Annotated in this window: 19 protein-coding genes; 10 read left to right on the top strand and 9 right to left on the bottom strand. The window is 39.9% G+C overall.

Annotated elements, in window-relative coordinates; genetic code table 11:
* Window positions 1–228: 228 nt before the first annotated feature.
* The 7 genes from rsgA to H9N25_RS22210 form a co-directional block, all read right to left on the bottom strand.
* Window positions 229–1281 carry a ribosome small subunit-dependent GTPase A gene (gene rsgA, locus H9N25_RS22240; RefSeq protein ID WP_167296257.1) on the bottom strand — a complete coding sequence of 351 codons (1053 nt, stop codon included), beginning with the start codon at window positions 1279–1281 and terminating at the stop codon, window positions 229–231.
* Window positions 1282–1593: 312 nt separating this feature from the next.
* Entirely contained in the window at window positions 1594–1992 is a 399-nt protein-coding gene (locus H9N25_RS22235; protein ID WP_167296256.1) for a winged helix-turn-helix transcriptional regulator, read from the bottom strand.
* 266 nt (window positions 1993–2258) lie between these two features.
* Window positions 2259–5987: a tetratricopeptide repeat protein gene (locus H9N25_RS22230; protein WP_190327274.1), complete on the bottom strand. Its 3729-nt coding sequence runs from the start codon at window positions 5985–5987 to the stop codon at window positions 2259–2261.
* 225 nt (window positions 5988–6212) lie between these two features.
* Window positions 6213–7298: a Gfo/Idh/MocA family protein gene (locus tag H9N25_RS22225; protein WP_190327273.1), complete on the bottom strand. Its 1086-nt coding sequence runs from the start codon at window positions 7296–7298 to the stop codon at window positions 6213–6215.
* An 8-nt stretch (window positions 7299–7306) separates the two neighbouring features.
* The gene (locus H9N25_RS22220; protein ID WP_223833482.1) at window positions 7307–8764 is read right to left on the bottom strand and encodes a Gfo/Idh/MocA family protein; all 1458 of its coding nucleotides are present in this window, start codon (window positions 8762–8764) and stop codon (window positions 7307–7309) included.
* A 26-nt stretch (window positions 8765–8790) separates the two neighbouring features.
* Window positions 8791–12264 (bottom strand): DUF1080 domain-containing protein, encoded by a 3474-nt coding sequence (locus H9N25_RS22215; protein WP_190327272.1) that lies wholly within the window; start codon window positions 12262–12264, stop codon window positions 8791–8793.
* A 23-nt stretch (window positions 12265–12287) separates the two neighbouring features.
* The gene (locus H9N25_RS22210) at window positions 12288–13574 is read right to left on the bottom strand and encodes a Gfo/Idh/MocA family oxidoreductase (protein ID WP_190327271.1); all 1287 of its coding nucleotides are present in this window, start codon (window positions 13572–13574) and stop codon (window positions 12288–12290) included.
* Between the two features lie 225 nt (window positions 13575–13799).
* Between H9N25_RS22210 and H9N25_RS22205 the strand changes: the two genes are divergently transcribed.
* The 4 genes from H9N25_RS22205 to H9N25_RS22190 all read left to right on the top strand — a co-directional run bounded on the left by H9N25_RS22205 (window position 13800) and on the right by H9N25_RS22190 (window position 17009).
* Window positions 13800–15053 carry an ROK family protein gene (locus tag H9N25_RS22205; protein WP_190327270.1) on the top strand — a complete coding sequence of 418 codons (1254 nt, stop codon included), beginning with the start codon at window positions 13800–13802 and terminating at the stop codon, window positions 15051–15053.
* A gap of 102 nt (window positions 15054–15155) precedes the next feature.
* Window positions 15156–15938: an alpha/beta fold hydrolase gene (locus H9N25_RS22200; protein ID WP_190327269.1), complete on the top strand. Its 783-nt coding sequence runs from the start codon at window positions 15156–15158 to the stop codon at window positions 15936–15938.
* Between the two features lie 78 nt (window positions 15939–16016).
* A complete protein-coding gene (locus tag H9N25_RS22195) occupies window positions 16017–16700 on the top strand; it encodes a GNAT family N-acetyltransferase (protein ID WP_190327268.1) in 684 nt (227 codons plus the stop codon).
* 84 nt (window positions 16701–16784) lie between these two features.
* Window positions 16785–17009, top strand: coding sequence for a CDGSH iron-sulfur domain-containing protein (locus H9N25_RS22190; protein WP_167296247.1), 225 nt, complete (start codon window positions 16785–16787; stop codon window positions 17007–17009).
* Between the two features lie 62 nt (window positions 17010–17071).
* Here H9N25_RS22190 and H9N25_RS22185 read toward each other — a convergent pair whose 3' ends face one another.
* Both H9N25_RS22185 and H9N25_RS22180 read right to left on the bottom strand, forming a co-directional pair.
* Window positions 17072–17875, bottom strand: a complete 804-nt coding sequence (locus H9N25_RS22185; RefSeq protein ID WP_190327267.1) for a helix-turn-helix domain-containing protein — start codon at window positions 17873–17875, stop codon at window positions 17072–17074.
* Between the two features lie 125 nt (window positions 17876–18000).
* Window positions 18001–18879 (bottom strand): oxidoreductase, encoded by an 879-nt coding sequence (locus H9N25_RS22180; protein ID WP_190327266.1) that lies wholly within the window; start codon window positions 18877–18879, stop codon window positions 18001–18003.
* A gap of 411 nt (window positions 18880–19290) precedes the next feature.
* Here H9N25_RS22180 and H9N25_RS22175 point away from each other — a divergent pair, with 411 nt between their 5' ends.
* From H9N25_RS22175 to H9N25_RS22150, 6 genes are all read left to right on the top strand, one after another.
* Complete coding sequence (locus H9N25_RS22175) at window positions 19291–19689, top strand: winged helix-turn-helix transcriptional regulator (protein ID WP_190327265.1); 399 nt, start codon at window positions 19291–19293, stop codon at window positions 19687–19689.
* 95 nt (window positions 19690–19784) lie between these two features.
* On the top strand, window positions 19785–20318 hold the full coding sequence (locus H9N25_RS22170) for a hypothetical protein (protein WP_190327264.1): 534 nt from the start codon (window positions 19785–19787) through the stop codon (window positions 20316–20318).
* A 502-nt stretch (window positions 20319–20820) separates the two neighbouring features.
* Entirely contained in the window at window positions 20821–21123 is a 303-nt protein-coding gene (locus H9N25_RS22165; protein ID WP_190327263.1) for an ArsR/SmtB family transcription factor, read from the top strand.
* 11 nt (window positions 21124–21134) lie between these two features.
* Window positions 21135–22235 (top strand): NADH:flavin oxidoreductase, encoded by a 1101-nt coding sequence (locus H9N25_RS22160; RefSeq protein ID WP_167296242.1) that lies wholly within the window; start codon window positions 21135–21137, stop codon window positions 22233–22235.
* Between the two features lie 531 nt (window positions 22236–22766).
* The gene (locus H9N25_RS22155) at window positions 22767–23657 is read left to right on the top strand and encodes a pirin family protein (protein ID WP_190327262.1); all 891 of its coding nucleotides are present in this window, start codon (window positions 22767–22769) and stop codon (window positions 23655–23657) included.
* 6 nt (window positions 23658–23663) lie between these two features.
* Entirely contained in the window at window positions 23664–23945 is a 282-nt protein-coding gene (locus H9N25_RS22150) for a GNAT family N-acetyltransferase (RefSeq protein ID WP_167296240.1), read from the top strand.
* Window positions 23946–23948 lie beyond the last annotated feature (3 nt).

The following is a 23948-nucleotide window of genomic DNA, read 5'->3' as shown; positions in this document are numbered from 1 at the left end:
CAAAATCCAAATTTACGAATTTTACAAAAAGCTGTATGATCTGTACTTTGATAAAAACAATAGGTTTCCTAAATAGACAACAAGCGTTTTTTTTATTGGCAGAAGCCAAATTAACCAAGTGAGGTTCTTTTGTTGTTTTATTTTGATCCCTTATGTTTTAGTTGGTAACTAAATTTGGTTAATACGGGTGTTCCATTATTAAGAGGAACACCTGTATTGAGTAAATGGTTAACGTTTTTTTATGCGCTTAGCCTCCTCTGAAATTCTGGCAAAAGACTTATCCCTTTTACGTTTTTCATGCTCAGAAGTGGAAAAATACCAGGATTCTTTCCGCAATTTGAGGTAACTATTGTACGCTTCCAGCGCTAAATGACCATTGTTTACAGCTTCTACAACTGCACAGCCAGGTTCATCCACATGCATACAATTCTCAAAACGACAGGATGCTGCAAAATCAGCAACATCGAATAGCTCTTCCAGTGTCTTAGAATTGTCTGAGGCTAACCCAAATTCTCTAACGCCCGGTGTGTCTATTAAAATACCGCTATCCTCCATCAGCACCATTTCTCTTCGGGTTGAGGTATGCCGCCCTTTGCCTGAGTGTTTACTTATCTCTGATGTAGAGAATACTGTCCGTTCGCACAATGCGTTGATTAAAGAACTTTTCCCAACCCCCGATGATCCCACAAATACGATCGATTCTCCCTGCTTGATAAATTTTTGCACAGGAAATATTGTTTCAGGAGAGAAAATGCTTGTAAAAAATATCGGCATCTGACGTCCAATATGTTCAAGCGATCTCTCTACTTGATGGAGATTAAACTCCAAATCAGATTTAGTGAGGATCAAAATCGGTTGAATATTTTCTTCTAATACCTGAACCATAAAACGTTCCGTTCGGCGAACACTGAAATTGGCATCAAGGCTTTGTACTATAAATGCCTTATCAACATGCGATGCAATAGCTTGCCTGTCAGACAGTGTACCGCTCTTTCTTCGGTATAATGTATGCTTACGCGGTAAAATATCAACGACTATCCCTTTATTATCGTCAAAGGGTTGAAAGATAATCCAGTCGCCCGTACACGGAAGTTCAAATAATGGTCTACCATAAAGTACATTACCTGCCAGTTCACACAACAACCGACCACCCTCGGCAATGACCTCATAATTGGTTTTGTTTACTGCAGCGATACGACCATGAAAAAGATGTTTGTATGGTGAGTTTTGTTTGAGTTGGAACAGAGTATCGTTCCAACCATATAATGATAAGTTATTCACTGTTTATTAATTTAAAATGATGAAATAAAATTGCTTAACTCTCTGTCATCCGAATGCTTTGCTCCATACCAATCACCTTTGGTAATAAGTGAACTACCAAATCGATGATTTTAGAAACAAGACACCCAGAATTAGGCAATCATTCCAATCGTCAAACTATAATATGTGAATAGTTGTCTTTGCATAAGGCACAAAACTATAAAAAAAATCTAATTCAATACTTTAGATAATATTTGACCTTCACTTTTGAATAAGCCGGTGGTCATTCTGTTCGCACCAACACGGTTCTTTTCAGTGTCAATGGGAATAACTTCATTCTGCGGGGAAGTCTTCCATTTGTTTTTTAAACTGTTTGGATTGTTTTCCACTATTATTTACTGCCCACTCTGCCATTGCATACAGAACAGGTCTTAACTCTTTTCCTTTTTTGGAAAGCTCGTAAGTTACATAAGGCGGCACAACAGGTTTGGCTTTCCTTGTTACAAGTCCGTCTGCATCTAATTGTTTCAAATATTGTATCAGCATTTTTTCCGTAATAGTCGGAATAGATTTTTTGAGTTCGTTGTAACGTTTTGTTCCTGTTAATAAGTTGAACAAAATAATCGGCTTCCAATAACCGCCAATCCTTTCCATTACAAAAGTTACAGGGCAATTTGAAAAAGCGTTGTTTTTGTTTTCCTGTATTACTGAAGTTTCTTTGATCGCAGCCATGTTTTATACTTACCATAGGGTAAGTTCTTGTGTAAAAGTAATTTGAGGTAAATGCTGTCGCCATAAGCTATGTTGCAACTGATTTTAGCCATCATTCTAGCCATGGAGCCGGGCCAGATGCAGCCGCGAGAGCGGCAAAAGCCACCACCTTAGCACCCGAGGGGCCAACGGGCTCCTGAGACTGAGATTAGCGTGTGGTAAAATGCCTTTGATACTAAAAATCAAAAGCCCGCTTAAACAGCTAAGCGGGCTTTGCAAATCAATATTTATTTCATTGCCAGTTGCTGATCGTCGGCTTCAGCCATTTCTTTATAAAATGCCTTAAACTGATCGATTTTATCTAAAGGAACATAATCTTTCTTTAATGCAAAACTTCGCTTTAAAACGAGTTTATTCCCTTGCTGTACGCTTTCTATTTTAAAATCGACAAAATCATTACTTAGTTGAACGGCTTTAAAAGGCTGTACCATCGCTTTTCCGATTGGAAGTTCTAATGATAATTCCTGGTTAGACTCGTCAACACCAAATAACTGGGTAAGATCGATACCAAATTTTCTTGGTGAAACCACCTGTAAGGCTGTTGCATAAGATTTGTTTGACCATGGAATAGAGAATATCGACATGCCTGCTACACTTTTGCTTACGTTAAGCAATTTATATGAACAGGCTGTCCCAACGGTATCTGAAGTAGATTTTGAGGTGTTGAGGTTGGTGAAACTAAGGTTATAAATTTCGTTTTCGGGATAGACACCAGTTAGCTCCTCCTTCATTTTCTTGATTTGATCTGCACTGCTCAAATCGTTAAAAACACTTCTGATGTAACTAGACATTGATCCGGTATTCCAATTGGTTTCTTTAATCGTCATATCGGCATTTTCCAGCTTAACCTCGGTTTTGTAACCCATCATATTTTTTCCTCTTATGCCAGGGTTAAACTTAGTTAGCGCTGTACTCGTTTTATTAATTTCAAGGATATTGGATCCCAAAAAAGTATTGCTGAAAGTATTAAAAGGCAATGTTCCGGAGGTAAGCTCTACCCAGTAATCTTTCCCCCCTATTGTAGATTTGGCAATACAGTGATTAAATTCGATGCTCGGTAACAATAGTGTATTTTGTCCACGGTCTCTGGTATTTGCCAAAGCCAGTGTTGCTGTAATTCCAGCTTCCTTGCACATACTCACAAAAAGCGTAGATACATCTTTACAATCGCCAATTCTTGTATTAATAACTGTTGCCGGATTTTGAGGAATAATACCACTCTGCCTGAACGATACGGAGCTGTATGCAATGTTGGTAACGATGTAATTGTAAATCGTTTTGATTTTGGTTAAATCATCCAAATTACTTTTATCAGCAAACAGATCGTTTACTATTGTTTTTATTTCATAACTGCTCCGTGCCTTAGCCGATGCAATATTGTCATACCAATCTGCAATAAATTTCCAGTCGGGAATAGATGATAAATAAAGCATATTGGTTACATCATCCATTGGAGGCATTTTATCCTCATACCTTAAGGCTTCCTGTTTGTTCTTTTCCCATACATACAGGTCAAATTCATCCTTTGCCGTTTTAATCGGAGCAATATCCTGTTGTGAAAAAACATATTTGAATGCTTTATCGCGGTGGATTAACAATGAATATTTAATATTAAGATTATCCAGACCATCGCTAAAATAAAAAGAATCCCAGAAGTGGGTAGACATTGCCCCTACATGGAAGTTTTCGATTTTATAGCGGATATTAATCACATCGCCAATTTCGAGGTTGGTAAATACCAACTCATTGTTATTGGTTTCTGCAGGAACTTTTGTTCCATTGGCTTTTATTACCTCAGCTATTTCGACAGCATAATTCTGATCGTTGTTGTACGAAATAGCGTATTCTTTAAAGCTTTCCAATCCTTTTTGGGTTAGTATTTTTGCAGTAAAAAAGTGCTTCTCTTCCGATCCACCATTTTCATAAACCACTTTTTGTACTTCATTATTTAAAACCACAACCTGTCCATCTGGGTATTCTGTTTTAGACGGTGCTTTGCTCACCAGCGCTTTAACATCGGGTTTGTCGAAATAATCGAATACCGCTTTTTTGTCCTGAAGTGTTCTTAACAACTGGATAACGGTGTAATTATTAGGGTTAATCTGTAAACTCTTTTCGTATGCCTTAACACTTTTCTCCTTCTGTTTATTTGCATTGTACAGTGTACCCAACTGAGAATATACAAATGCATTGTTAGGATCGATCTCGAGTACTTTCAAATATAATTTCTCTGCCTCATCGTATTGTTGCAACTGGTAGTAAATGCCTGCAAGGTCAGTATAGATCGCAAATCCGATCGGATCGTTCGCTAATTCTTTTTTGTAAATATCAATACCGGCATCGGTTTCTCCTTTATCCAGATGTAGTTTTGCTACATATTTAGCTGCTTTATAATCGTTATTCTCATCAATATATTTTTGCAAAATATCAATCGCCTTGGGGTTCTTCCTAATCTGCACTTCAATCAGGTATTTTAGATTAACAATATCTGCTGAACTTAAATATTGAGGATAAATTTTCTCCACCAAGGCTATAATTTCAGGTTGTTTTTTCTCCTGTCCGAGTATATTTAGTTTTTTCAGCAACACCGACTCATCCTCACCATAAATTTTTTCCAGTTTAGCTAGAACTTCCTTTGCGCGCACATAATCATTCTGTTGAAAATGCTCTGTATATACAAGCTCCAGGGCTAGCGAACACTCTGGATCGTGTGTTTTAATTTCTTCTTTCAGGGTCTCTATACCTGTTCTGTTATCGGCTTTAACAAACAGCTCTATCATCATTAGGTTGAGATAGGTGCTTTCAGGAAATCGCTTTTTAAGTTTCTCCAGGATCAATCTCGCATCAAACACATTTCCTAAACGTAAATAAAGCTTGGCCATCATTAACTGATTTAAATAGCTCTGTGGTTTTGCTTTCAGGGCATCTTCAAAATATTTAAACCCAACTGGTTTTAGCTGAGCTGGAACAGGGTTTGTTTCTTTTGAATATACCTGCGGGGTACTCGTAGTAGAAAGGTTGTTTAAAGGCGTTCCGTTGGCATCTGTTAACCGCAACATAAAATTTGATCTGCCCGCATAACTCTCGCCTATCTGTACCAAAACGCGGTTGTAACCTTGATTTAATTTGATTGGTACGATGTATGCATCAAGATCGTTGTTCCTTTCTTCAGATTCGCTGATTAAAAGCTGATCGTTTACCCAAACCTTTACCGATCCGGATACACCGATTCTTAATTGTGCTGTTGTACTTGCTGGTGCGTTAACAAATGTTTGGGCAAACTGTAATGCATTTTCGTAAGTGTTATAATAAGTAAAATCGAACCATTTATCGTGCCGTACGTAAGGCACCGTTCTCCAGCTAAATTTTCGGTTCTTTTTACCCGTAAAAACATAATTAAGTTCCGGGTGAGCTAAAATATCATCGTACTGTTTATCGAAACCGCTGGTCGAAATGTTTTCATATTCACCGGTGATTAACCAATTTTCGATTTCGCCAATCTTATTGAAATACTGATCGGCTTCGGCATATTGCTTTTTCTCTTCGAAATGCGAACCTAACGATGCATAGGCCAGGGCATTAATGGTGCCATCAACATCTTTTCTCGCTGCCAGTTTTTTATAAAACTCTAATTGGTCTGCCGTTTTTATCCTCGAAGCATTATTGGGCAAATCGCTCCAAAGTGCAACAAGGTATGGTTGCGGATTCTTAGCGGTATTGGCTAATTTATTTAAGTAGTTAAAACCTTCCTTGTTCGGACGGTCCATTTCTGTCATCATAGATAGCGCAACATTTGCTTCATCTGAAAATGCTGGTTTTAGCGCTGCCTTGGTAAAAAAATCGCGTGCCGCTGTCCGGTTGTTTTTAAAAAAATATTCCCAACCTGGATTCAAATTTGTTTGTGCCTGAATAGACGAAGAAACAAGAATTGAGAGAATTAATAGTTTAAATTTCATTTTGTAATTATAGAAAAAAAACAAATCTGAATCAAAGCAATTTAGATTAAAAATAAGTGAGAAATGCCCTACCTAAAAGTTCGATTTAACCTGTATTATAATATTTCACACCTTAGGTTATCATACAGACAAAACAGAACGTGAAAGCAGTTTTGTATCATTATCGCGCAAGATGCTGAAACAAGTTCAGCAGGACGATCGGGGAAACAGAAATGACGAGAAAGACTACGTTAACCGGATAATTTCACCGGTTTTTACCGATTCATCGCAGGCAAAAGCAATCCTCAAGCTGTTTACAGCATCTTCAGTGGCATCGGTTAAATCAATATCTTCTGTAATGGCTTTTAAGAAATAACGTTGCTCGCGGTTGCACAGTTCCTGATGATCGGGCTCATCGGTAAGGTCTACCCATTTATCGGCTTTGCTGAACTCATCATGAGCATCTAAATCGGCATAATGTATTTTAATCGATTCGGTTTTGGTGTGCGCATCAATGTTATCAGAGTTTCCGGCTGCGCCAGCTTTTTTTGCCATGATAGATACTGATCCTTTCGGACCAAAAACATCTTTAATAAAAAAAGCATTATCGCTTACCATCGGACCCCAACCCGCTTCGTACCAACCTACGGATCCATCTTCGAAACGGATCTGCAGCTGTCCGTAGTTGTAATTCCATTCAGGGATATCATCAGTAAGCCTGGCACCAATAGCACTTACTTGTATAGGTTTTGAACGGGTCATTTGACACATGATATCAATATAATGCACAGCACAATCTACAATGGGACTTAAACTTTTCATCAGGTTGCGGTGCACCGTCCATTTTGGGCCATGACTCTGTTGATTCAGGTTCATGCGCATTACTAATGGCTTTCCCATTTCCTGGGCAAGTGCTGTAAATTTCTCCCATGAGGGATGATAGCGTAGGATATAACCCACCAATAACTTTTTATTCGCTTTTTTAGCTGCTTCTGCCACCTTTATTGCACCTTCTACACTATCGGCCAATGGCTTTTCGATAAACACATGACAACCATTTTCGAAAGATTTTATGGCATAAGCTTCGTGTGTATCGGGATAAGTAGAAATGCAAACGGCATCTGGTTTGGTTATTTCGAGTGCCTCGTAAAAATCAGTATATAAGTCATATTGCCCACCTAATTTTTCGTTAAGCTTTTCTTTGCTTTTACCGGTAGAAACCAATCCGCATATTTCAAAACCTGGTAAAATGTGATAAGCTGTGGCATGGGAAGCGCCCATATTGCCACAGCCTACTACTAATACCTTTAAATTCTTATTTTCTGTCAACATACTAAATCTTAAACGCCCAATGTCCAGCCTTTGCGGTATTCGCGTTTCACAAATTGATTTACTTCGTCAAAATTAGTCACCTTCATATTCACTTTATCCCAAAGCATTTTGATATCTCTGCCTGGGTAACTGATTTTACCTGCAGCATCTCTGCGCTGCACATCTGTACCTCTAATAGCCAGATTGGCAATCAATAAAGTTTCGGTAAGTGGCCCGGCAATTTCAAATGGCGAACTCAGTTCTATTTTTCCATAACCGGCAATAGCGGCTTCTGCAAATTGAGTATAATGGCCTTCTTCCTGATTAACTATACGCGGAATAGTGATTTTCGTTCTATCTGATTCATTGCGCGACAGTGGCAATAACTTTGGATTTTTGCCATAGGTTTCACAGATCATTTTGCCTTTTGTGCCGATAAAAAGCACACCATTATCGCCGAAACTTTCATTAGCTCCCAACTCTTCCGGACGTTCTGGCTTAATGCCTCCGTCCATCCAATGCACCTGAACCTCATGTTTGGTTTTTGCTGTTTTGGCAAAGGTTAAAATTACATGGCTTGATGGCGGACAGCTTTCTGGTAAATAGGCACGCTTAAATTCATCAACATATACACTTCCTACGCTACATTCTACGCTGATTGGGGTATCCAGGCCTAACACCCTAAAAGGAGGTTCAACTAAGTGACAGCCCATATCGCCAATGGCACCGGTGCCGTAATCCCACCACCCTCTCCAATTAAAGGGAACCAGTTTATTTACATATTCTTTGTATGGAGCGCTACCTAACCACAAATCCCAATCGAGTTCTTTTGGTATTTCGGCTTTTCCGGTTGGCCACGAAATTCCCTGTGGCCATACCGGTCGGTTGGTCCAGCAGTAAACGGTATGTACTTTACCTATCCTGCCTGCATCATACCATTCCTGAAGTCTTCTTACCCCATCGCCTGAAGCACCCTGATTACCCATCTGCGTCACCACTTTATGGCGATTCGCAGCTTCGGTTAACATCCTGGCTTCATAAATATCGTGCGTTAAAGGTTTTTGCACATACACATGTTTGCCCAACTGCATGGCTGCCATGGCAATTTGTGCGTGGGTATGATCGGGTGTAGATACCGTTACGGCATCAATATTTTTGCCTTCTTTATCTAATAATTCACGGTAGTCTTTGTAATATTTTGCCTTTGGAAAGTTTTTTAAAGAAGTTGCAGCCCTTCTATCATCTACATCGCATAAAAACGCAACATCAGTTTTACCTCCCTTAACAATACTGGCAATATCGCTTTCTCCTTTTCCACCTGCACCTATTCCGGCCACTTGTAAACGATCGCTTGGTGCTAGAAAACCTGGCCCACCCAATACATGGCGGGGTACGATCATAAATCCGGCAGCAGCAAGTGCTGTGGTTTTAATAAAGTTTCTTCTCGAATTTTCGGTTTTCGAATTTGCCTTATCTTCTATCATCATTAACTTGTTATAATGCTAAATTTAACTTATTTCTTTTTACCTGCAGCTTTTGTATCCGTTTCCTTTTGAGCTGGCTCTTTCTTGCTCAGATCTTTAATCCTGATGCTGCGGAACTGAACAGGAGAACCATGGCCTAAGAAGCCTATATGTCCACTTTCACGTAGTAAACCCGGGTGTTCCTTATGGTCTGGCGTTCCATTTTTCTTAAATGGTTCGATATCGCCATCTAAAATTACGGTGCCGTTTAAGATCACTTTAATCTTCGATCCTTTGGCAATTACTTCTTCGTAGTTCCACTCTCCCGTAGGCTTTAAAAACCCTCTTTTGGCAGCGATAGTGCCATAAACCGAACCATGGTACTGGTACGCTTTCAGGTCTTTATAAATCGGTGCATCGTTGTCCAATATCTGCAGTTCCATACCAACATAAGCAGCATCGCCCTCTAAAGGAGCTTTGATTCCTAAACCATTGTTTGCTCCCGGGGTTAACTGAAATTCGAAACGATAAATAAAATCACTAAATTCTTCTTTGGTAAACAAGTTACCGCCTGATCCTTTGCCTGGTTTTGGCCGGATGGCGATGTTCCCGTCTTCGATAACGTAATCAGTGGTATTACCTGTCCAGCTGTGCATATTGGTTCCATCGAACAATACTTTATAACCTTCTTTTTTTTCTTCCGCACTTAGCTCAAAAGGTTTTGGGCGAGGAATTTCTTTGATGTAGATATCACGGTAAGCTACCGGCGATCCATGTGCCTGCAATTCGATCTGCTCTTCTGCGAAGATCGGCAAACTTCTGTCCCAATAATTTTCTAAGATTACATTATCAGTAACCAATTGTCCGTTCAAATAAACGGTAACACGATCGCCTTTCATTAAGATCCTGAATGTATTCCACTCATCTAACTTGTTATCGGCTACTTTAAGCGGTTTACTTTCGTTCGTTTGATTGTTGTACAAACCACCAGAACCTACCTGAGCACCAACTTTTGTACGGGCAAGATCCCAGATCTGAACCTGTGGTGTACCGCGCAGGTAAATACCGGCATCGCCTTCTCCTTTTTTATCGTCGATGATTTTCCAGTCTACCAACATTTCAAAATCGCCATATTTTTTAACGGTAGCCAGGTTATTGCCATGACCTTGAAACTGTAGTTCGCCATTAATCACTTTCCAGCTTTCCTTTGCTTCGGCATCAGCTTTGGTTTGCGCTTCGGCTAAGATTTTTTCATCCATTTTCGATCTTTTGATCGGATCGGCTACAAGCCCTTTCCAGCCAGATAAATCTTTGCCGTTAAAAACCTGAACAAAGCCTTCGCCAGCTTTCATTTCAGAAATATATTTACGCATCCCCTCTTTCTGGTAACCTGCATCGCCTCCGGTAATTACGGTAATGGTTTTGTTCAACAAGCCTTTTACAATATCGCCATTGTAAGTTCCGGCCATGGTAATATTCATCACCGCGTTTGCCGCAGCCTGTTGTAAAGTAGCATTATCTAAATACTGACCTGCAAATACAATCGCATTAAAACATTTGGCCTGTTCGGTATCTTTAAGGATCTGCTGTTGTTGAACCGGTGTTTTAGCCACTGCCATCGCATTGCGCAACAATAGTAAACGTTGCTCGGCCGGATACTTTGTATTTCTGACTAAAGTTAAATAACCCACAATCGCCTGATTCAAAAAATCTGGATTGGTGGTGGTACGTGCAATACTGATCAATACATCTGTTGAGCCTGCGTCCGACCATGAGGAAAGTGCTTCAATTGCAGCTTTTTTAGTGGCGTCATCGCCTGTAACATAAGCTTCTGACACAGATTTTAACGATTGCTGGCCACCTAAACTGCCCAGCACCTTATAAAACAGCAATTTCTTATCAGCCGGGGTACTGCTCATTTGCTGAAGAATAGCATTGGTTTGTGCTTCTTTATCAGCTGATCCCTTTACTGAAGCAATAATGGCGTCTTGTATAGCAGTAAGTTCGCCGGCATCGGTGGTTTTATTTAAAAGGTCGAATAATTGTGCTTTATTTTCTGCTACGGCAACATGTTGTAAGGAAAGGAACGCTGCTTTTCGTACTTCAGGTTTTTTACTGTTTAACGCGGCATAAATAACTTCTGTTTGGCTGGTTGCTGCACGGGCAGCTAAAATATTAATCAAGGCAACCTGTACTTCTGGTTTAGCTTTTGGAAGATAAGCGCCAACTTTAGTGGCTACACTTTCGCCCTTCATTCTTAAAATACCATTAGAAATACCCGCAATATCTGCTGTATCTCCTTTGCCCATTAACTTCAACAGGTCGTCTATAACCTCTTCCTGTCCAAGTTTTACAGCGGCATTAATTGCAGCCAGTTTTACCTGCTTATCGTCGCTTTTAATCAGTTTGAGTACGGCTGGCAATGCAGATTTTGTTTTGCTATTGCCCAGCATGTCTAAAATAGAAACCTGAGTTGGGGCATCAACCTTTTTTAACTGGCTTACCCAGGCTGCACTGTTGCTTTCATTTATGCCATCAGCAGCGAATTTAACCGCGGCCGCACGAAATTCGAAATGCTTATCGGTCATTGCTGCTAACAAGGCCTGTTGATCGGTCTGTGTTGCCGAAAGCAATTTTAAAGCTGCAGTACGCTCGTTTACCTGGTCATCAGCGGTTGCTTTTTCTAATATTGTTTTCGCTATTGTTTCTACTCCAGCTTTATCTGTTGCTATGTTTTTCTGTGCGTAAACCAATAAAGCTGCAACCGCATTGGTTTGGTCGTATTTATAACCGGCTTGTTCAGCAGCTTTTACCAGAATTTCTTTTGCAGATGCATCGCCAATATTGGCTAAGGCATACAAACTAGCTTTGGTTAATGCTTTGTCTGTTCCAGTAGTTAAGGGCGCAATAGCAATTGCTGCAGCTTTGGCATTAGTATGCCCCAATGCTTCTACAATAGCAATTTTTGCTTTGCCATTTGTCTTACTCAAACCACTAACCAATGCATTTGTAGCAGAAGCAGTACCAATTTTGGCCAGTGCCCTTGATGCCTCGTCAGCCAATTGCTCATCAGTAAGGTAATCTGTTAAACAAGGTACCGCAGCATCATTTCCTACCAAATCGAACTGACTGATGATAAATGCTTTGTTCTGTTTATCCGATAGTTTGGCCAGGGATTTACAATAAGCACCAATAGCCATATTCTTTAAGTTCTGTTGACCAGTTTTGGTCGCATAAGCAGTAAAGCCACCTACTGCATACTCAATAAGGGCGTTGTTTCCTTTTTCAGCAGCAGTTAAACCACTAATTAGGGTTACATATCCATCTTCTCCTAAATCGGCAACTTCTTTCATGTTGCGTTCTAACTGCGCTGCATCTCTGGCTGGCAATTGCGCCAATAAATCGGCAATACGGGTGGCGGTGGTTCGCTCGTCTTTTTTATCTTGAGCCAGGGCTGTTACCGTAAGTAATGCATTGGAAAGCATTACCATGGTTAACAGCACCAATAATATTTTTTTGTTCATGATGGGTTGTATTTTGGGATGTTTTAAATAGAAAATGGTGCACGCATTACGGGATTAATTAATCTGTTAGCAGCCTCATCATCTACGAATTCTTGCTTAACCGGGTCGAATTTTAACGATCTTCCCAATCTAAGGGCAGCCAAACCAATATTTACAATGTTGCATGAGCGGTGTCCGTTCTCTTCATTTAAAGCGAATTTCTTCCTCGTCCTTACCGATTCTGAAAATTCTACGATCTCCGGATCAGGATCAGGGAATTGTGCCAATTTACGCTCCAGATCAGGAATATCAGATTTAAAACCCGGATACAATTTACCTTTAGGCCCTTCTATGTAAGGTACATTGGCATCTTTACCTTCACCGTCTAAAATAATCTGGCAGCCATCGGCGTAGGTATAGGTAATCCTGCGCCAAATGCCTACCGCATCGGTATGTTGTTGCGGCGCATCAACCTCTACAGAAATGGGGTTGGTATCATCCTTACCTAAAAAGTATTGAATCGGGTCGATATAATGTTGCCCCATATCACTTAATCCACCACCATCATAATCCCAATAACCTCTAAAAGTTTGGTGAACACGGTGTGAATTGTAGGGTTTATATGGCGCTGGGCCTAACCAGGCATTGTAATCTAATTCTGGTGGTATAGGCTGGGGCTCTAAATGATCTTTGCCCACCCAGTAAAATTTCCAATCGTAGCCAGTATGTTTACTTACGGTTACTTTTAAAGGCCAGCCTAACATACCGCTATCTACCAATTTTTTAATCGGTTTTACAGTTGTGCCCATTCCATAAAAAGTATCTTTAAACCTAAACCAGGTATTTAACCTAAACATTCTACCATGCTGCTTTACTGCCTCTACTACTCTTTTTCCTTCTCCTATGGTATGGGTCATTGGTTTTTCGCACCAAATATCTTTTCCTGCATTTGCAGCATCTACAGCCATTATACCATGCCAGTGTGGTGGGGTAGCAATGTGCACGATATCTACTTCAGGTAATTGTATCAGTTCTCTATAATCACTAAATGTTTTTACACCTTTATCCAACATTGCCGCAGCTTGTTTAAGGTGGTTCTGATCAACGTCACATATGGCTACCACCTGGGTGCCCTCGTAGCCAAAATGGCCTCTACCCATTCCCCCAACGCCTATTACAGCCTTAGTTAATTTATCGCTCGGGGCAAGATACCCTTGTCCGCCCAATACATACCTTGGGACAATGGTAAATGCTGCCAGGCCAATTGCTGATTTTTTGATAAAATCGCGTCTGGTGTTTTGTTCATTTTGTGGTTCTTCTTTAGTTTTCATTTGTTTACTGGTGTTGTAAAAACTTACATGATAGTTTGGTTCCAAAAGCATTAGGATGCTGGAGCATAGGTTTTATCGATCTGGTTAGATTAAAATTATAAGGTTAATGTTAATAAGAAATTATTATAAAGACAAAACATCGTTGATTTCTTTACGTATCAAAAAAACTTTAATAAATTTTTAATAGAAGTTATTTATATTTATCGAAATAGTGCAATTAACAATATGAATCTTAACCTATTAAATAAACTAACTCCGCATAACAGCGAAAAGCAATCAATCCAAAAGCACAGGCTCATTAAGTATCTTTTTAATTTAGGCCCATCGTCAGTGTCTACTTTATGTGAGATCATGGAAATGAGTACGCCGAGTATTCTGAAGCTTCTGCTTGGCCTGATTGATGAAGGCTGGATAGAAAAGAAGGGATATGGTTTATCTATTGGTGGGCGAAAACCCGATCTTTATCGTTTAAAAGATAAAAAGATCCTGATTCTCTGTATCGACATTGAATTATTTCATACTAAAATAGCCATTATTGATAACAACTATAATTTTGTATTGGATGTTAAAACTATTTCGGTGCCTATATCAAAAAGCAGGACTGATTTCTTCAATATCCTACATACACACCTTCAGGATATCTTAAAATCGGCAGGTATTAGGAGTAAGGAGTTTATTGGCTGCAGTGTTGGCATGCCTGGTTTAATTGATGCGGAAAAAGGAGAAAATTATAGTTATTTCCTAAGCGATGGCGAAAATATTCCTTTAAGCGCTGCATTTGAAAAAATGCTAAATATGCCTGTAGTAATCCAAAATGATGTGAATGGCTCATCAATGGCAGAATTTACCCACGGAATAGCAAAGGGTAAAAAGAATGTACTGGTATTGTTAATGGATTGGGGCGTGGGCTTAGGCATTATAATGGACGGAAAACTAAGGCAAGGCACCTGTGGTTTCTCTGGCGAATTGGGCCATATACCTTTTGTGGAGAATGGCGCGCTCTGTTACTGCGGGAAACACGGCTGCCTCGAAACCATCGCATCAGGGAATGCCCTATCGGAAATGGCAAAAGAAGGCATTTTATCGGGCAAGAACTCGATGCTTAATAAGCTTTCTAACGAAGAACTCAAAAGAATTGAACCCGCTTTGATTATTCAAGCAGCAAATAAAGGTGATCAATATGCCATTCAGCTGCTCTCTAATGTTGGTACTTATATGGGCAAAGGAATAGCCGTTCTGATCCAACTATTTAATCCCGAACTGATTATTTTAAGCGGCAAAATTGCAGGTGCCAAACAATACATCACATTACCCATGCAACAGGCAATAAACACTTATTGCATGACCCAGATTAGAGAAAAAACAACGATAGTTTCTTCCGAGCTGGGCGAAAACTCCAGGTTACTGGGATATGCAGCAACTGGCATTGATCAATTTTTAGAAGCTTACACCAAAAAAGTAAAAAAACTTAAAAAGTAATATTTCAAATGGCTCAAACCACCCTAAATTTGTCTGTTATCAACACTTTATTCTCCGATAGCTTATTTAGATTTGTATAGCAAAAATTTTAAACCAAAACTGATGGAAGCATATAAAAAGGCAGGATATGAAAACGTAAATGGCATTAAAATGTATTATGAAATTTACGGCGAGGGAGAAATTCCGCTGGTATTGATACATGGTGGCGGCTCAACCATCCAGTCCACATTCGGGAAACTTATTCCGCTTTTGGCAAAATCTGGCCGGGTCATAGCTGTCGAGCTTCAGGCACATGGACGTACCAGCGACCGTGACCAGGCAGAATCTTTTGAGCAGGATGCAAAGGATGTAAGCACTTTATTAAATCAGTTAAAAATAACAAAAGCCAATTTCCTGGGTTTCAGCAACGGAGGAACAACAACCTTGCATATTGCAGCGCACCATCGGGCGGTGGTGAATAAAATCATCGTCATTTCGGCCAATTATCAACGCGAAGGCTTAATTGATGGTTTTTATAATGGCTTTGGAGATGCAACTATAGATCATATGCCCGAGCCACTTAAAGCAGCTTTTTTAGCCGTAAATCCAGATCAAAATGCACTGCAAACGATGTTCGAAAAGGACAAACAGCGCATGCTCGATTTTATCGATCTGAGCGATGATGACCTGAGGGGCATTACCTCCGATACACTTTTAATGGTGGCAGACAAGGATGTCATCAAGCCCGAACACGTGGTTAAAATGTCGAGATTAATTGCCAATGCACAACTGGTTATTTTGCCTGGTGTGCACGGTGCTATGATCGGCGAAAACCTTAATCCGGATGTAAGCAACAAAACGATTGAGATTACGGCGCATCTGGTGGAAACTTTTTTAAACCAATAGTTACGCGGCGATGAGTGTATTAGGTTAATCTGCATAAAAATTACCCTCGTCTGATTTAGCATTTAATATCTTTGCCAGATGGAACACTTATTGGATAATCCAATTTATTATGCCTTAACATCCGGACATAGCCATATTGCAAAAGGCCTTGATGAGGTAAAATATTATATCGAAGATATTACCGCATTTGCAGGTTTGAAAGATAATTCGCAGGAAAATCTAAACACCCTTTATCAGATCAGCCCTGCAGAAAGCCTTTTCGTATTTTTCTCAAAAACGCCTGTCGAAATACCTGCACAGTGGAAGTTGCTAACCCATATCGATATGTTTCAATTTATTTTCCGCGGCAAGGAAGTACCAACCGCAGATGCAACAGGAATAACAGACCTTGATCTGGAACATGTTACAGAAATGATCGACTTGGTAGAGCTGACTAAACCAGGGCCTTTTCTGGCCAAAACCATAGAACTCAGTAATTACACAGGCGTATTTGCTGATGGGAAATTGGCTGCTATGGCCGGGCACCGGTTCTATCCCAGCCCTTATCGCGAAGTAAGTGCCGTTTGCACGCATCCCGATCATTTAGGCAAAGGTTATGCCTTTAAGATTTTACAAGAACAGATTAAACGGATACTGCTCCGTTCGGAAATACCGTTTTTACACGTTAGAAATGATAATGAGGGTGCCATTAAACTTTATCATAAATTGGGTTTCGAGATCAGGACTGATATGATTGCCTACGTCATTAAAAAAGAGGCTTAGACCAAGAAGAGAATGTTTCTAAATAGAAAACCGTTCAGAAATTACCATTTCAATGCTTTAGTTTTGCACTAAACTAACACATACATGTCTAAAACAAAACTTACCATTAACAATAACGGCTCTGTTAAAATTGAGGGCGATTTCGAAATTGTAGATAGAAATGGAAATGCTTATGGCTTACAGGGTAGAGAAGTACTTTCGATCTGCCGTTGTGGTTTATCAAAAAACAAGCCTTTTTGCGATGGTGCACATAATGGCCATTTTGAGCATGAAGCAATAGCTTTCGACCTTCCTCCAAAAAAGGTTTAATGACAATTAAAAATATAAAAGCCCTGCTCATACGGGCTTTTATATTTTGAAAGCGGCATAAATTAAACACCTACCCTTGACGGCGCCATGCCATAAGCTTTTTTAAAGGCGAAAGAGAAATGTGACAGGTCTTTAAAACCAACTTCGAGGTATACATCTGATGATTTCCAGCCTTTTTCGGTTAGGAGATAATAGGCATCATTCAAGCGCTTTTTCTGCAGCCAACGGTTGGGCGAAAGGTTAAAGATCTTCTCAAAATCCCTTTTAAAAGTCGCCAAACTCCTGCCCGTTAAATAAGCAAAACGGTTAATATCTACGTTGAATTTATAATTTGCATTCATATAGGCTTCCAGATCAATTTTTCCAGGTTCTGAAAAATCGAAAAGCACATCTTTTAATATTGGGTTGGTCTGCAATAAAATCATTACCGCTTCTTTAACTTTTAAATCGATCAAAGCCTGATTAAACTCGTTATTTCCATCTAAATATGGCCATATCGAATCGATATAATTCTTCAAAAGGCCATTGGTTTCTAACGCCAGACCTTTAATATCGTGATTGGGCTTTTGCATATGCAAATCATATTCGTTGCTGATGCTATGCAGAATATCCTGATCAATGTTAATGCTAATCGACTTAAACTCTTCTCCTGCTAGTGGGTATTTGGTATACCGGGCCAATTGATTCCGCCTGAAAAAACGAAAATCGCCATCAGAAAAAACAAATTTTTCTCCACCGATAAAAATCTCAGAAGTACCCGCAATAACCAACCCCACAGAGTGGTTAGCAATAAACTGTTCGCCCTCGCTGCTTTTTTGGGCATAGCAGGAATACAGGATCTGGGGACGTTTCTCTTGATTCGACATCTTAATCAAATTTATGGATTTATAGTGAGACATCGTCATCCCCGTGCAGACGGGGATCTTAATGCAAATAAGCCTTGGTAATGCATTAAGATTCCCAATCAAGTTGGGAATGACGATACAACCAATTATCTCTTTGTAAAAGATTTTCCCAAATCAGTAGCTAAGAAATTCTCAGCTTCATCATGATCTGTTGATAAACTTATGTCCATCCATTTCTCCATTTCGGCAGTTCTGGCAGCATCGGCGTGTTTAAGCATTCCAATGGCTTCACTTCCAAATACCAAATGTACCGGTGGTTCAGGGTTCTCTACTAGTGCCAACATGGCTTTCGCTGCTTTTTGCGGATCACCCATCGGTATAAAGTTACCACTTTGGAAAAAATCTGAGCGTTTTTTTACAGTAGACTCGTACCCTTCAACATGTGGTGCATACGACATTGAGGCACCAGCCCAATCGGTACGAAAACCACCAGGTTCTACACAGGTTACATAAATCCCTAAATCCACTACCTCTTTTGCAAGGGATTCACTAAAGCCGCTCAACCCAAACTTTGCAGCCTGGTAAATACTTACCCCGGCATTCCCTACCCGCCCGCCTATCGAGCTGATTTGAAGGATTCTGCCCGAACGTTGCTTGCGCATAAATGGCAATACAGCTCTCGTAATTTCAATCGGTGCATATAAATTTGTTTCCAACTGACTGCGCACCTGTTCTTCAGTAAAAGCTTCTGCTGCACCAACAATACCAAAACCAGCATTGTTAACCAAAACATCTATTTTACCAAAATGGGCTACAGCCGATTCTACTGCCAAATACACCTGATCGTAATCGGTAACATCTAAAGTGATCGGAAAAATCTGATCAGGGTATTTTTCTACAAGATCTTTTAAAGCTGCTGTATTTCTTGCTGTTGCTGCAACGAAGTCACCTTTTGCCAATACCTGTGCTGTTAGGTCACGTCCTAATCCACGGGAACTACCTGTTATAAACCATACTTTTTTCATTTTTTCTATATTTTATGAATCAAAGGTAGGTCGATAATCTAGGCAAAGTTTTGCTTTAGGGCTCAATTTACTTTGTTAAAAAGCTCAATTGGTTGATCAGAACTTTTAAATACAATCTGCTGTTATTTTAATCAGTAGAGATACAACTTACGGCAAAAGAAAAGTGGAAAAAAGAATAAGCACGATGTTAAAAATTCGTTGGTAAACAATATTAATGCCCTAAAGAAGAAAAAAAATCGAGTTCCAAGAAGAAATCAACAATCAGTAAAAAAGCCTATAAAAAATGCAGAAAGGATAAAAAAAGTAACCATTTGTTGTACGACGGTCAAACTCAGGTAGTTTTACTATCCAAAAGATACTAGTATCCAAAAAGATAGTAGTATCCTTTACGAAAGCTTATACCTTTGTATTATGGGACCAAGAAAAGAAGACCGTAATAAAGAAACCTGTACCGCAAGTTTAAATGCGGTAAAAGACGCACTCTATGTGTTAAATGGCAAGTGGAAGCTCCCCTTGATTCTTTCCCTGCAAGAAGGGCCACAGCGCTTTAATGAGATCCAAAAATCGCTTGGAGAAATTACGCCCAAAATATTATCGAAAGAGCTTAAGGATCTGGAATTAAATGAATTTGTAGTGCGCAAGGTTTTTTCTACCACTCCGGTTACCATAACTTACGAGCTTACCCCCTACAGCGAATCGCTTGAAAGGGTAATTGATGAACTAAGGGATTGGGGATTAAAACACCGCGAACGGCTGGTTAAAAATAGAAGAACCGAATCGGTTGCCGCAGAAATAACAGCTTCTCTTTAAGCGCCAAATTCAATCTCTCACACTATCCATTTTGCCTAAAACAGCAAAAAACTGATAATGATAAAATTCGGCTATCTTTGTACAAAATAAAATCGATGGCGGTATTACATAAAAAAGAAGAAAAAATTCAGGCAGTGCTGGGTAGGTTGCCTAAAAAATATACAGATGAACAATTTGTAGAGATGTTTATCAGACTTTACTCTAAAGATTGGGGCAAAATTAAATCGGCTTATATTAAACAATCTCAGGATAAAGAACCTGGAACCATCATCAATATGCCGAAACCAGAGGTATATTTACGACAGATCCTGGCAAACTATCTACAGCAAGACCATGCTCCGAAAGCAGTAGAGGTTAAAGAAGAACCTGTGGTTGAAGCACCAGTTACCGAAGTTAAAAAAGCGAAGGCTCCAGCCAAGAAGAAAGAAGCTGTAGCAGAAAAAGTGCCTGCTGAGGTTAAAAAAACAAAAGCACCTGCTACAAAGAAAGCTGAAGCAATTGAAGAACCGGCTGTAGAAGTTAAAAAAGTTAAGGCGCCTGCAAAAAAAACAGCGAAAGCAATCGAAGAGACTCCAGTAGCTGAAAAGAAAGCAAAAGCAGCGGCAAAAAAGTCGGCAGAAAAAAAATAAAAAAATATTTTACATCAAATATAATAAATCACCTTTTTGGTTGTTTATATATATGAGAGCGTTAATTTAGATGACGGGGATAGGTCGGTATGATTTATCCCCGTTCTTTTTTAGCTGTTTTTTCGACTATTTTACCGTTTATCTTTTTTCCTAATTACTAGCCACAGGAATAGAGAAAACACTGATCTCCAATTCTTATTCTAAGAGGTTTTTATCAAAAAATCAAGCGACCAATCACAGCGATATGCCATTCCCAACTTGATTGGGAACCACGAAGTGCTCATCGAAGATAATCGTAATACCGCGGGAGGGTTTGTACGTTGCATTAAGATTCCCGCCTACGCGGGAATGACGACCGTTCTCTAAAATCAGTTTATAGTATGCAACAAATAATCTTTCAGCACGTAACCCAATTCATTTTACCATCCCCCAGTTTTACATCCAATTGTAAACTTTATTTTTTTAATTGGTATATCGGGAAAAGTCGATATACATTTGTGCTATGGATCAAGTAGAAATATTCAAAGCCCTTTCAAACAAAACACGTTTGCAGATTTTAGGTTGGTTAAAAGCGCCTGAGCTACATTTTCCGGAACAGCCAAATCCCGATTTTGAAAATGTAGGTGTTTGCGTTGGACAGATTCAACTTAAAAGTGGCTTATCACAAAGTACTATTTCCGAATACCTGTCTATTTTACAGCGTGCTGATTTAATCAGTTCCACACGCCTGGGCCAATGGACTTATTACAAACGCAATAAAGAAGGCTTAGAAAAATTAAGCGAAATCATCAATACCGAATTATAATTTAGAAACATATGAACACAGATAGTTTATTCAGGCCTTTTAGCCTTAAAACATTAAATGTCAAAAATAGAATAGTAATGGCGCCTATGACGCGTTCCTTTTCTCCTGGTGGTGTACCAACGGCCGAGGTTGCAGCGTATTACGCAAGAAGAGCAGCTGGAGAAGTGGGTTTAATTTTATCAGAAGGAACGGTAATTAATCGTCCGTCTTCTTCTGCAGATCCCAACATTCCGCATTTTTACGGTGCAGAAGCTCTGGCAGGCTGGGAGAACGTAATTAAAAGCGTACACCAGGCTGGCGGACAAATGGGACCGCAAATCTGGCACCAGGGTATTCATGCAAATCATGCTTCTGGTTGGTTACCCAGTGCACCATTTGAAGGCCCCTCATCTTTTAACAGTCCGGGGTTTGAAAACGGAGTACCAATGACAGATGCCGCCATTGCTGATACCATAGCTGCTTTTGGCCAAGCTGCCGCAGACGCTAAAGCCCTGGGTTTCGACACTGTTGAAATACATGGTGCACATCAATACCTGATTGATCAGTTTTTCTGGGATGCTACCAATAACCGTACAGATATTTATGGCGGTAAAACGCTGGCAGAGCGTACCCGTTTCGCCGTTGAAGTAATTAAAGAAGTGCGTAAAAGGGTTGGAGAAGATTTCGCCTTAATTATCCGCTTATCACAATTTAAACCTGCTGCTTACGATTTCAAATTAGCTAAAAACGAGCAGGAAATGGAACAGTGGTTAACGCCATTGGCCGAAGCCGGAATTGATATTTTTCATTGTTCGCAACGCCGTTTCTGGGAGCCTGAATTTGAAGGTTCTGATTTAAATTTTGCAGGTTGGGCCAAAAAAGTAACCGGAAAAGCTACAATCTCAGTGGGTTCTGTTGGTTTGGATGGCGATTTCTTTGGTGCTTTCGCAGGCCAGAGTTCACAACCTAGCTCGCTAGATGAACTGGTACGCAGAATGGACCGCGGCGACTTCGATTTAGTAGCAGTTGGCCGTCCGCTTTTAGCAGACCCGAACTGGGTAGAGAAAATTAAAAATAACCGTACAGAAGAATTAAAAGGCTTTAGCAAAGAAGCTTTAATGCAATTGGTATAATTTCCCTCATTTTTCTTTTTAAGTTTAGAAAGGCATCTCGAAAGGGATGCTTTTTTGATAAGGAGGCATCGTCATCTCGATCCGATAGCTATCGGATGAAACGCAGTGAAATGGAGAGATCTACCTGCACCGTCAGCTGTTAACATAATGAATTTAGAAATTTTTCTGCCACGGAAGCACAGAGGGCACGGAAATTTTCTTGATAATTTGAAAAGCAATGCCTATGGTTCTTCGGTTGCGCCAGTCCCGCCCTTTGCTTAATCCTGATAGAAAAAATCAGGATAACGCTGTCGGTCGGGTTTATTTCACTTCTGACAGTAGCAATGCCGTTGCCACCTAAACCCGATCAAAGCGAGATGCCGATTTTCTTCAAATTGGCAGAAGCGGGAGCGGGACTACAACAACCTAAAAGCCTCTGTTATTGCTTTCCAAAACAAACTAAGCCTTTTTTTCATGGCACCAGATATTACTAAACAATCTGCCATTGACGATAATTTTCCTTAAATTCACCTCATTAAAATTGATTATCCCATGTCGAACATTAAACTTATTATCGAAGAAAGACCAGCAAATATTGGTAATTTTATGGTTGGCCGGTTGCTGCCTTTCAGAGAGAAACGAATGGTTGGCCCTTTTTCTTTTATCGACCATATGGGGCCCGCTGCAATGAGTGATCATGAAAACCTCGATGTTCCACCCCATCCACATATCGGTTTATCTACCCTTACTTTTTTGTTCGAGGGTGAGATTACGCATAAAGATAGTTTAGGCTCGGATATTGTAATTAAACCGGGGCAGGTAAACTGGATGACCTCGGGCAGTGGCATTGTACATTCAGAAAGAACTCCTGAATACCTTCGCCATACCGATAAAATACTCCATGGCCTACAGATCTGGGTGGCTTTACCTAAAGATTTGGAACAAATGGAACCTGAGTTTTGCCATGTAGAAGAGGCAGACATTCCAAACTGGACCCAGAATGGTGTTAATTTTAAATTAATTGCAGGAGAAGCTTTTGGCCTTAAATCGCCGGTACCTGTTTATAGTCCGCTGTATTTTTTAGAGTTAAAAAGTACCGATCGCCAAAAGGTAAATATCGGCAGTTCTCTCTTCGGAGAAAGTGCGTTGTATATTTTAGAAGGAGCTATTGAGAGTGATGGGCATATTTTCGAACCCCGCCATATTTTAATTGCTAACGATGCCAAACTCTGCGAATTTACCATGCACGAAAACACCACCGTTTACATTTTTGGCGGCGAACCCTTTCCTGAAGAGCGTTTCATTTACTGGAACTTTGTTGCATCAGATAGAGCATTAATTGAAAAAGCTAAAATTAAGTGGTTGGAACAAAGTTTTAAACCCGTTCCCGGGGAAACCGATTTTGTGCCATTGCCAGATCAAAATCCTTATATTAAGAAATAAGCCATAATGGAAATACAACAGATTAACGGTGAAAAGAAAGGACAGTTCGAAGCCCTAGATAATGGCTTACAAGCAGGCGTTTTGGCATATGTTTGGGCTGGCCCTGGTAAATTCATTATTGATCATACTGAAGTAAATCAAGATTTTGCCGGCAAAGGTGTAGGAAAAAAATTAGTGATGGCCACTGTAAATTATGCCAGAGAAAACAAGATAAAAATCCTCCCCCTTTGTCCGTTTGCAAAAAGTGTTTTCGATAAAACACCAGAAATTCAAGACGTATTATTTTAATCT

Origin of the sequence: Pedobacter riviphilus (genome assembly GCF_014692875.1) — a bacterium.
Taxonomy (GTDB): Bacteria; Bacteroidota; Bacteroidia; order Sphingobacteriales; family Sphingobacteriaceae; genus Pedobacter; species Pedobacter riviphilus.
This window is presented reverse-complemented; position numbering and strand designations above follow the sequence as displayed.

Coding starts and splice junctions, on each gene's coding strand:
- H9N25_RS22235 (WP_167296256.1), bottom strand. CDS start 1,992: ATGGCTGCGATCAAAGAAACTTCAGTAATACAGGAAAACAAAAACAAC.
- H9N25_RS22215 (WP_190327272.1), bottom strand. CDS start 12,264: ATGAACAAAAAAATATTATTGGTGCTGTTAACCATGGTAATGCTTTCC.
- H9N25_RS22225 (WP_190327273.1), bottom strand. CDS start 7,298: ATGTTGACAGAAAATAAGAATTTAAAGGTATTAGTAGTAGGCTGTGGC.
- H9N25_RS22205 (WP_190327270.1), top strand. CDS start 13,800: ATGAATCTTAACCTATTAAATAAACTAACTCCGCATAACAGCGAAAAG.
- H9N25_RS22190 (WP_167296247.1), top strand. CDS start 16,785: ATGTCTAAAACAAAACTTACCATTAACAATAACGGCTCTGTTAAAATT.
- H9N25_RS22175 (WP_190327265.1), top strand. CDS start 19,291: ATGGGACCAAGAAAAGAAGACCGTAATAAAGAAACCTGTACCGCAAGT.
- H9N25_RS22185 (WP_190327267.1), bottom strand. CDS start 17,875: ATGTCGAATCAAGAGAAACGTCCCCAGATCCTGTATTCCTGCTATGCC.
- H9N25_RS22165 (WP_190327263.1), top strand. CDS start 20,821: ATGGATCAAGTAGAAATATTCAAAGCCCTTTCAAACAAAACACGTTTG.
- H9N25_RS22210 (WP_190327271.1), bottom strand. CDS start 13,574: ATGAAAACTAAAGAAGAACCACAAAATGAACAAAACACCAGACGCGAT.
- H9N25_RS22170 (WP_190327264.1), top strand. CDS start 19,785: ATGGCGGTATTACATAAAAAAGAAGAAAAAATTCAGGCAGTGCTGGGT.
- H9N25_RS22150 (WP_167296240.1), top strand. CDS start 23,664: ATGGAAATACAACAGATTAACGGTGAAAAGAAAGGACAGTTCGAAGCC.
- H9N25_RS22195 (WP_190327268.1), top strand. CDS start 16,017: ATGGAACACTTATTGGATAATCCAATTTATTATGCCTTAACATCCGGA.
- H9N25_RS22220 (WP_223833482.1), bottom strand. CDS start 8,764: ATGATGATAGAAGATAAGGCAAATTCGAAAACCGAAAATTCGAGAAGA.
- H9N25_RS22155 (WP_190327262.1), top strand. CDS start 22,767: ATGTCGAACATTAAACTTATTATCGAAGAAAGACCAGCAAATATTGGT.
- H9N25_RS22230 (WP_190327274.1), bottom strand. CDS start 5,987: ATGAAATTTAAACTATTAATTCTCTCAATTCTTGTTTCTTCGTCTATT.
- H9N25_RS22180 (WP_190327266.1), bottom strand. CDS start 18,879: ATGAAAAAAGTATGGTTTATAACAGGTAGTTCCCGTGGATTAGGACGT.
- H9N25_RS22200 (WP_190327269.1), top strand. CDS start 15,156: ATGGAAGCATATAAAAAGGCAGGATATGAAAACGTAAATGGCATTAAA.
- H9N25_RS22160 (WP_167296242.1), top strand. CDS start 21,135: ATGAACACAGATAGTTTATTCAGGCCTTTTAGCCTTAAAACATTAAAT.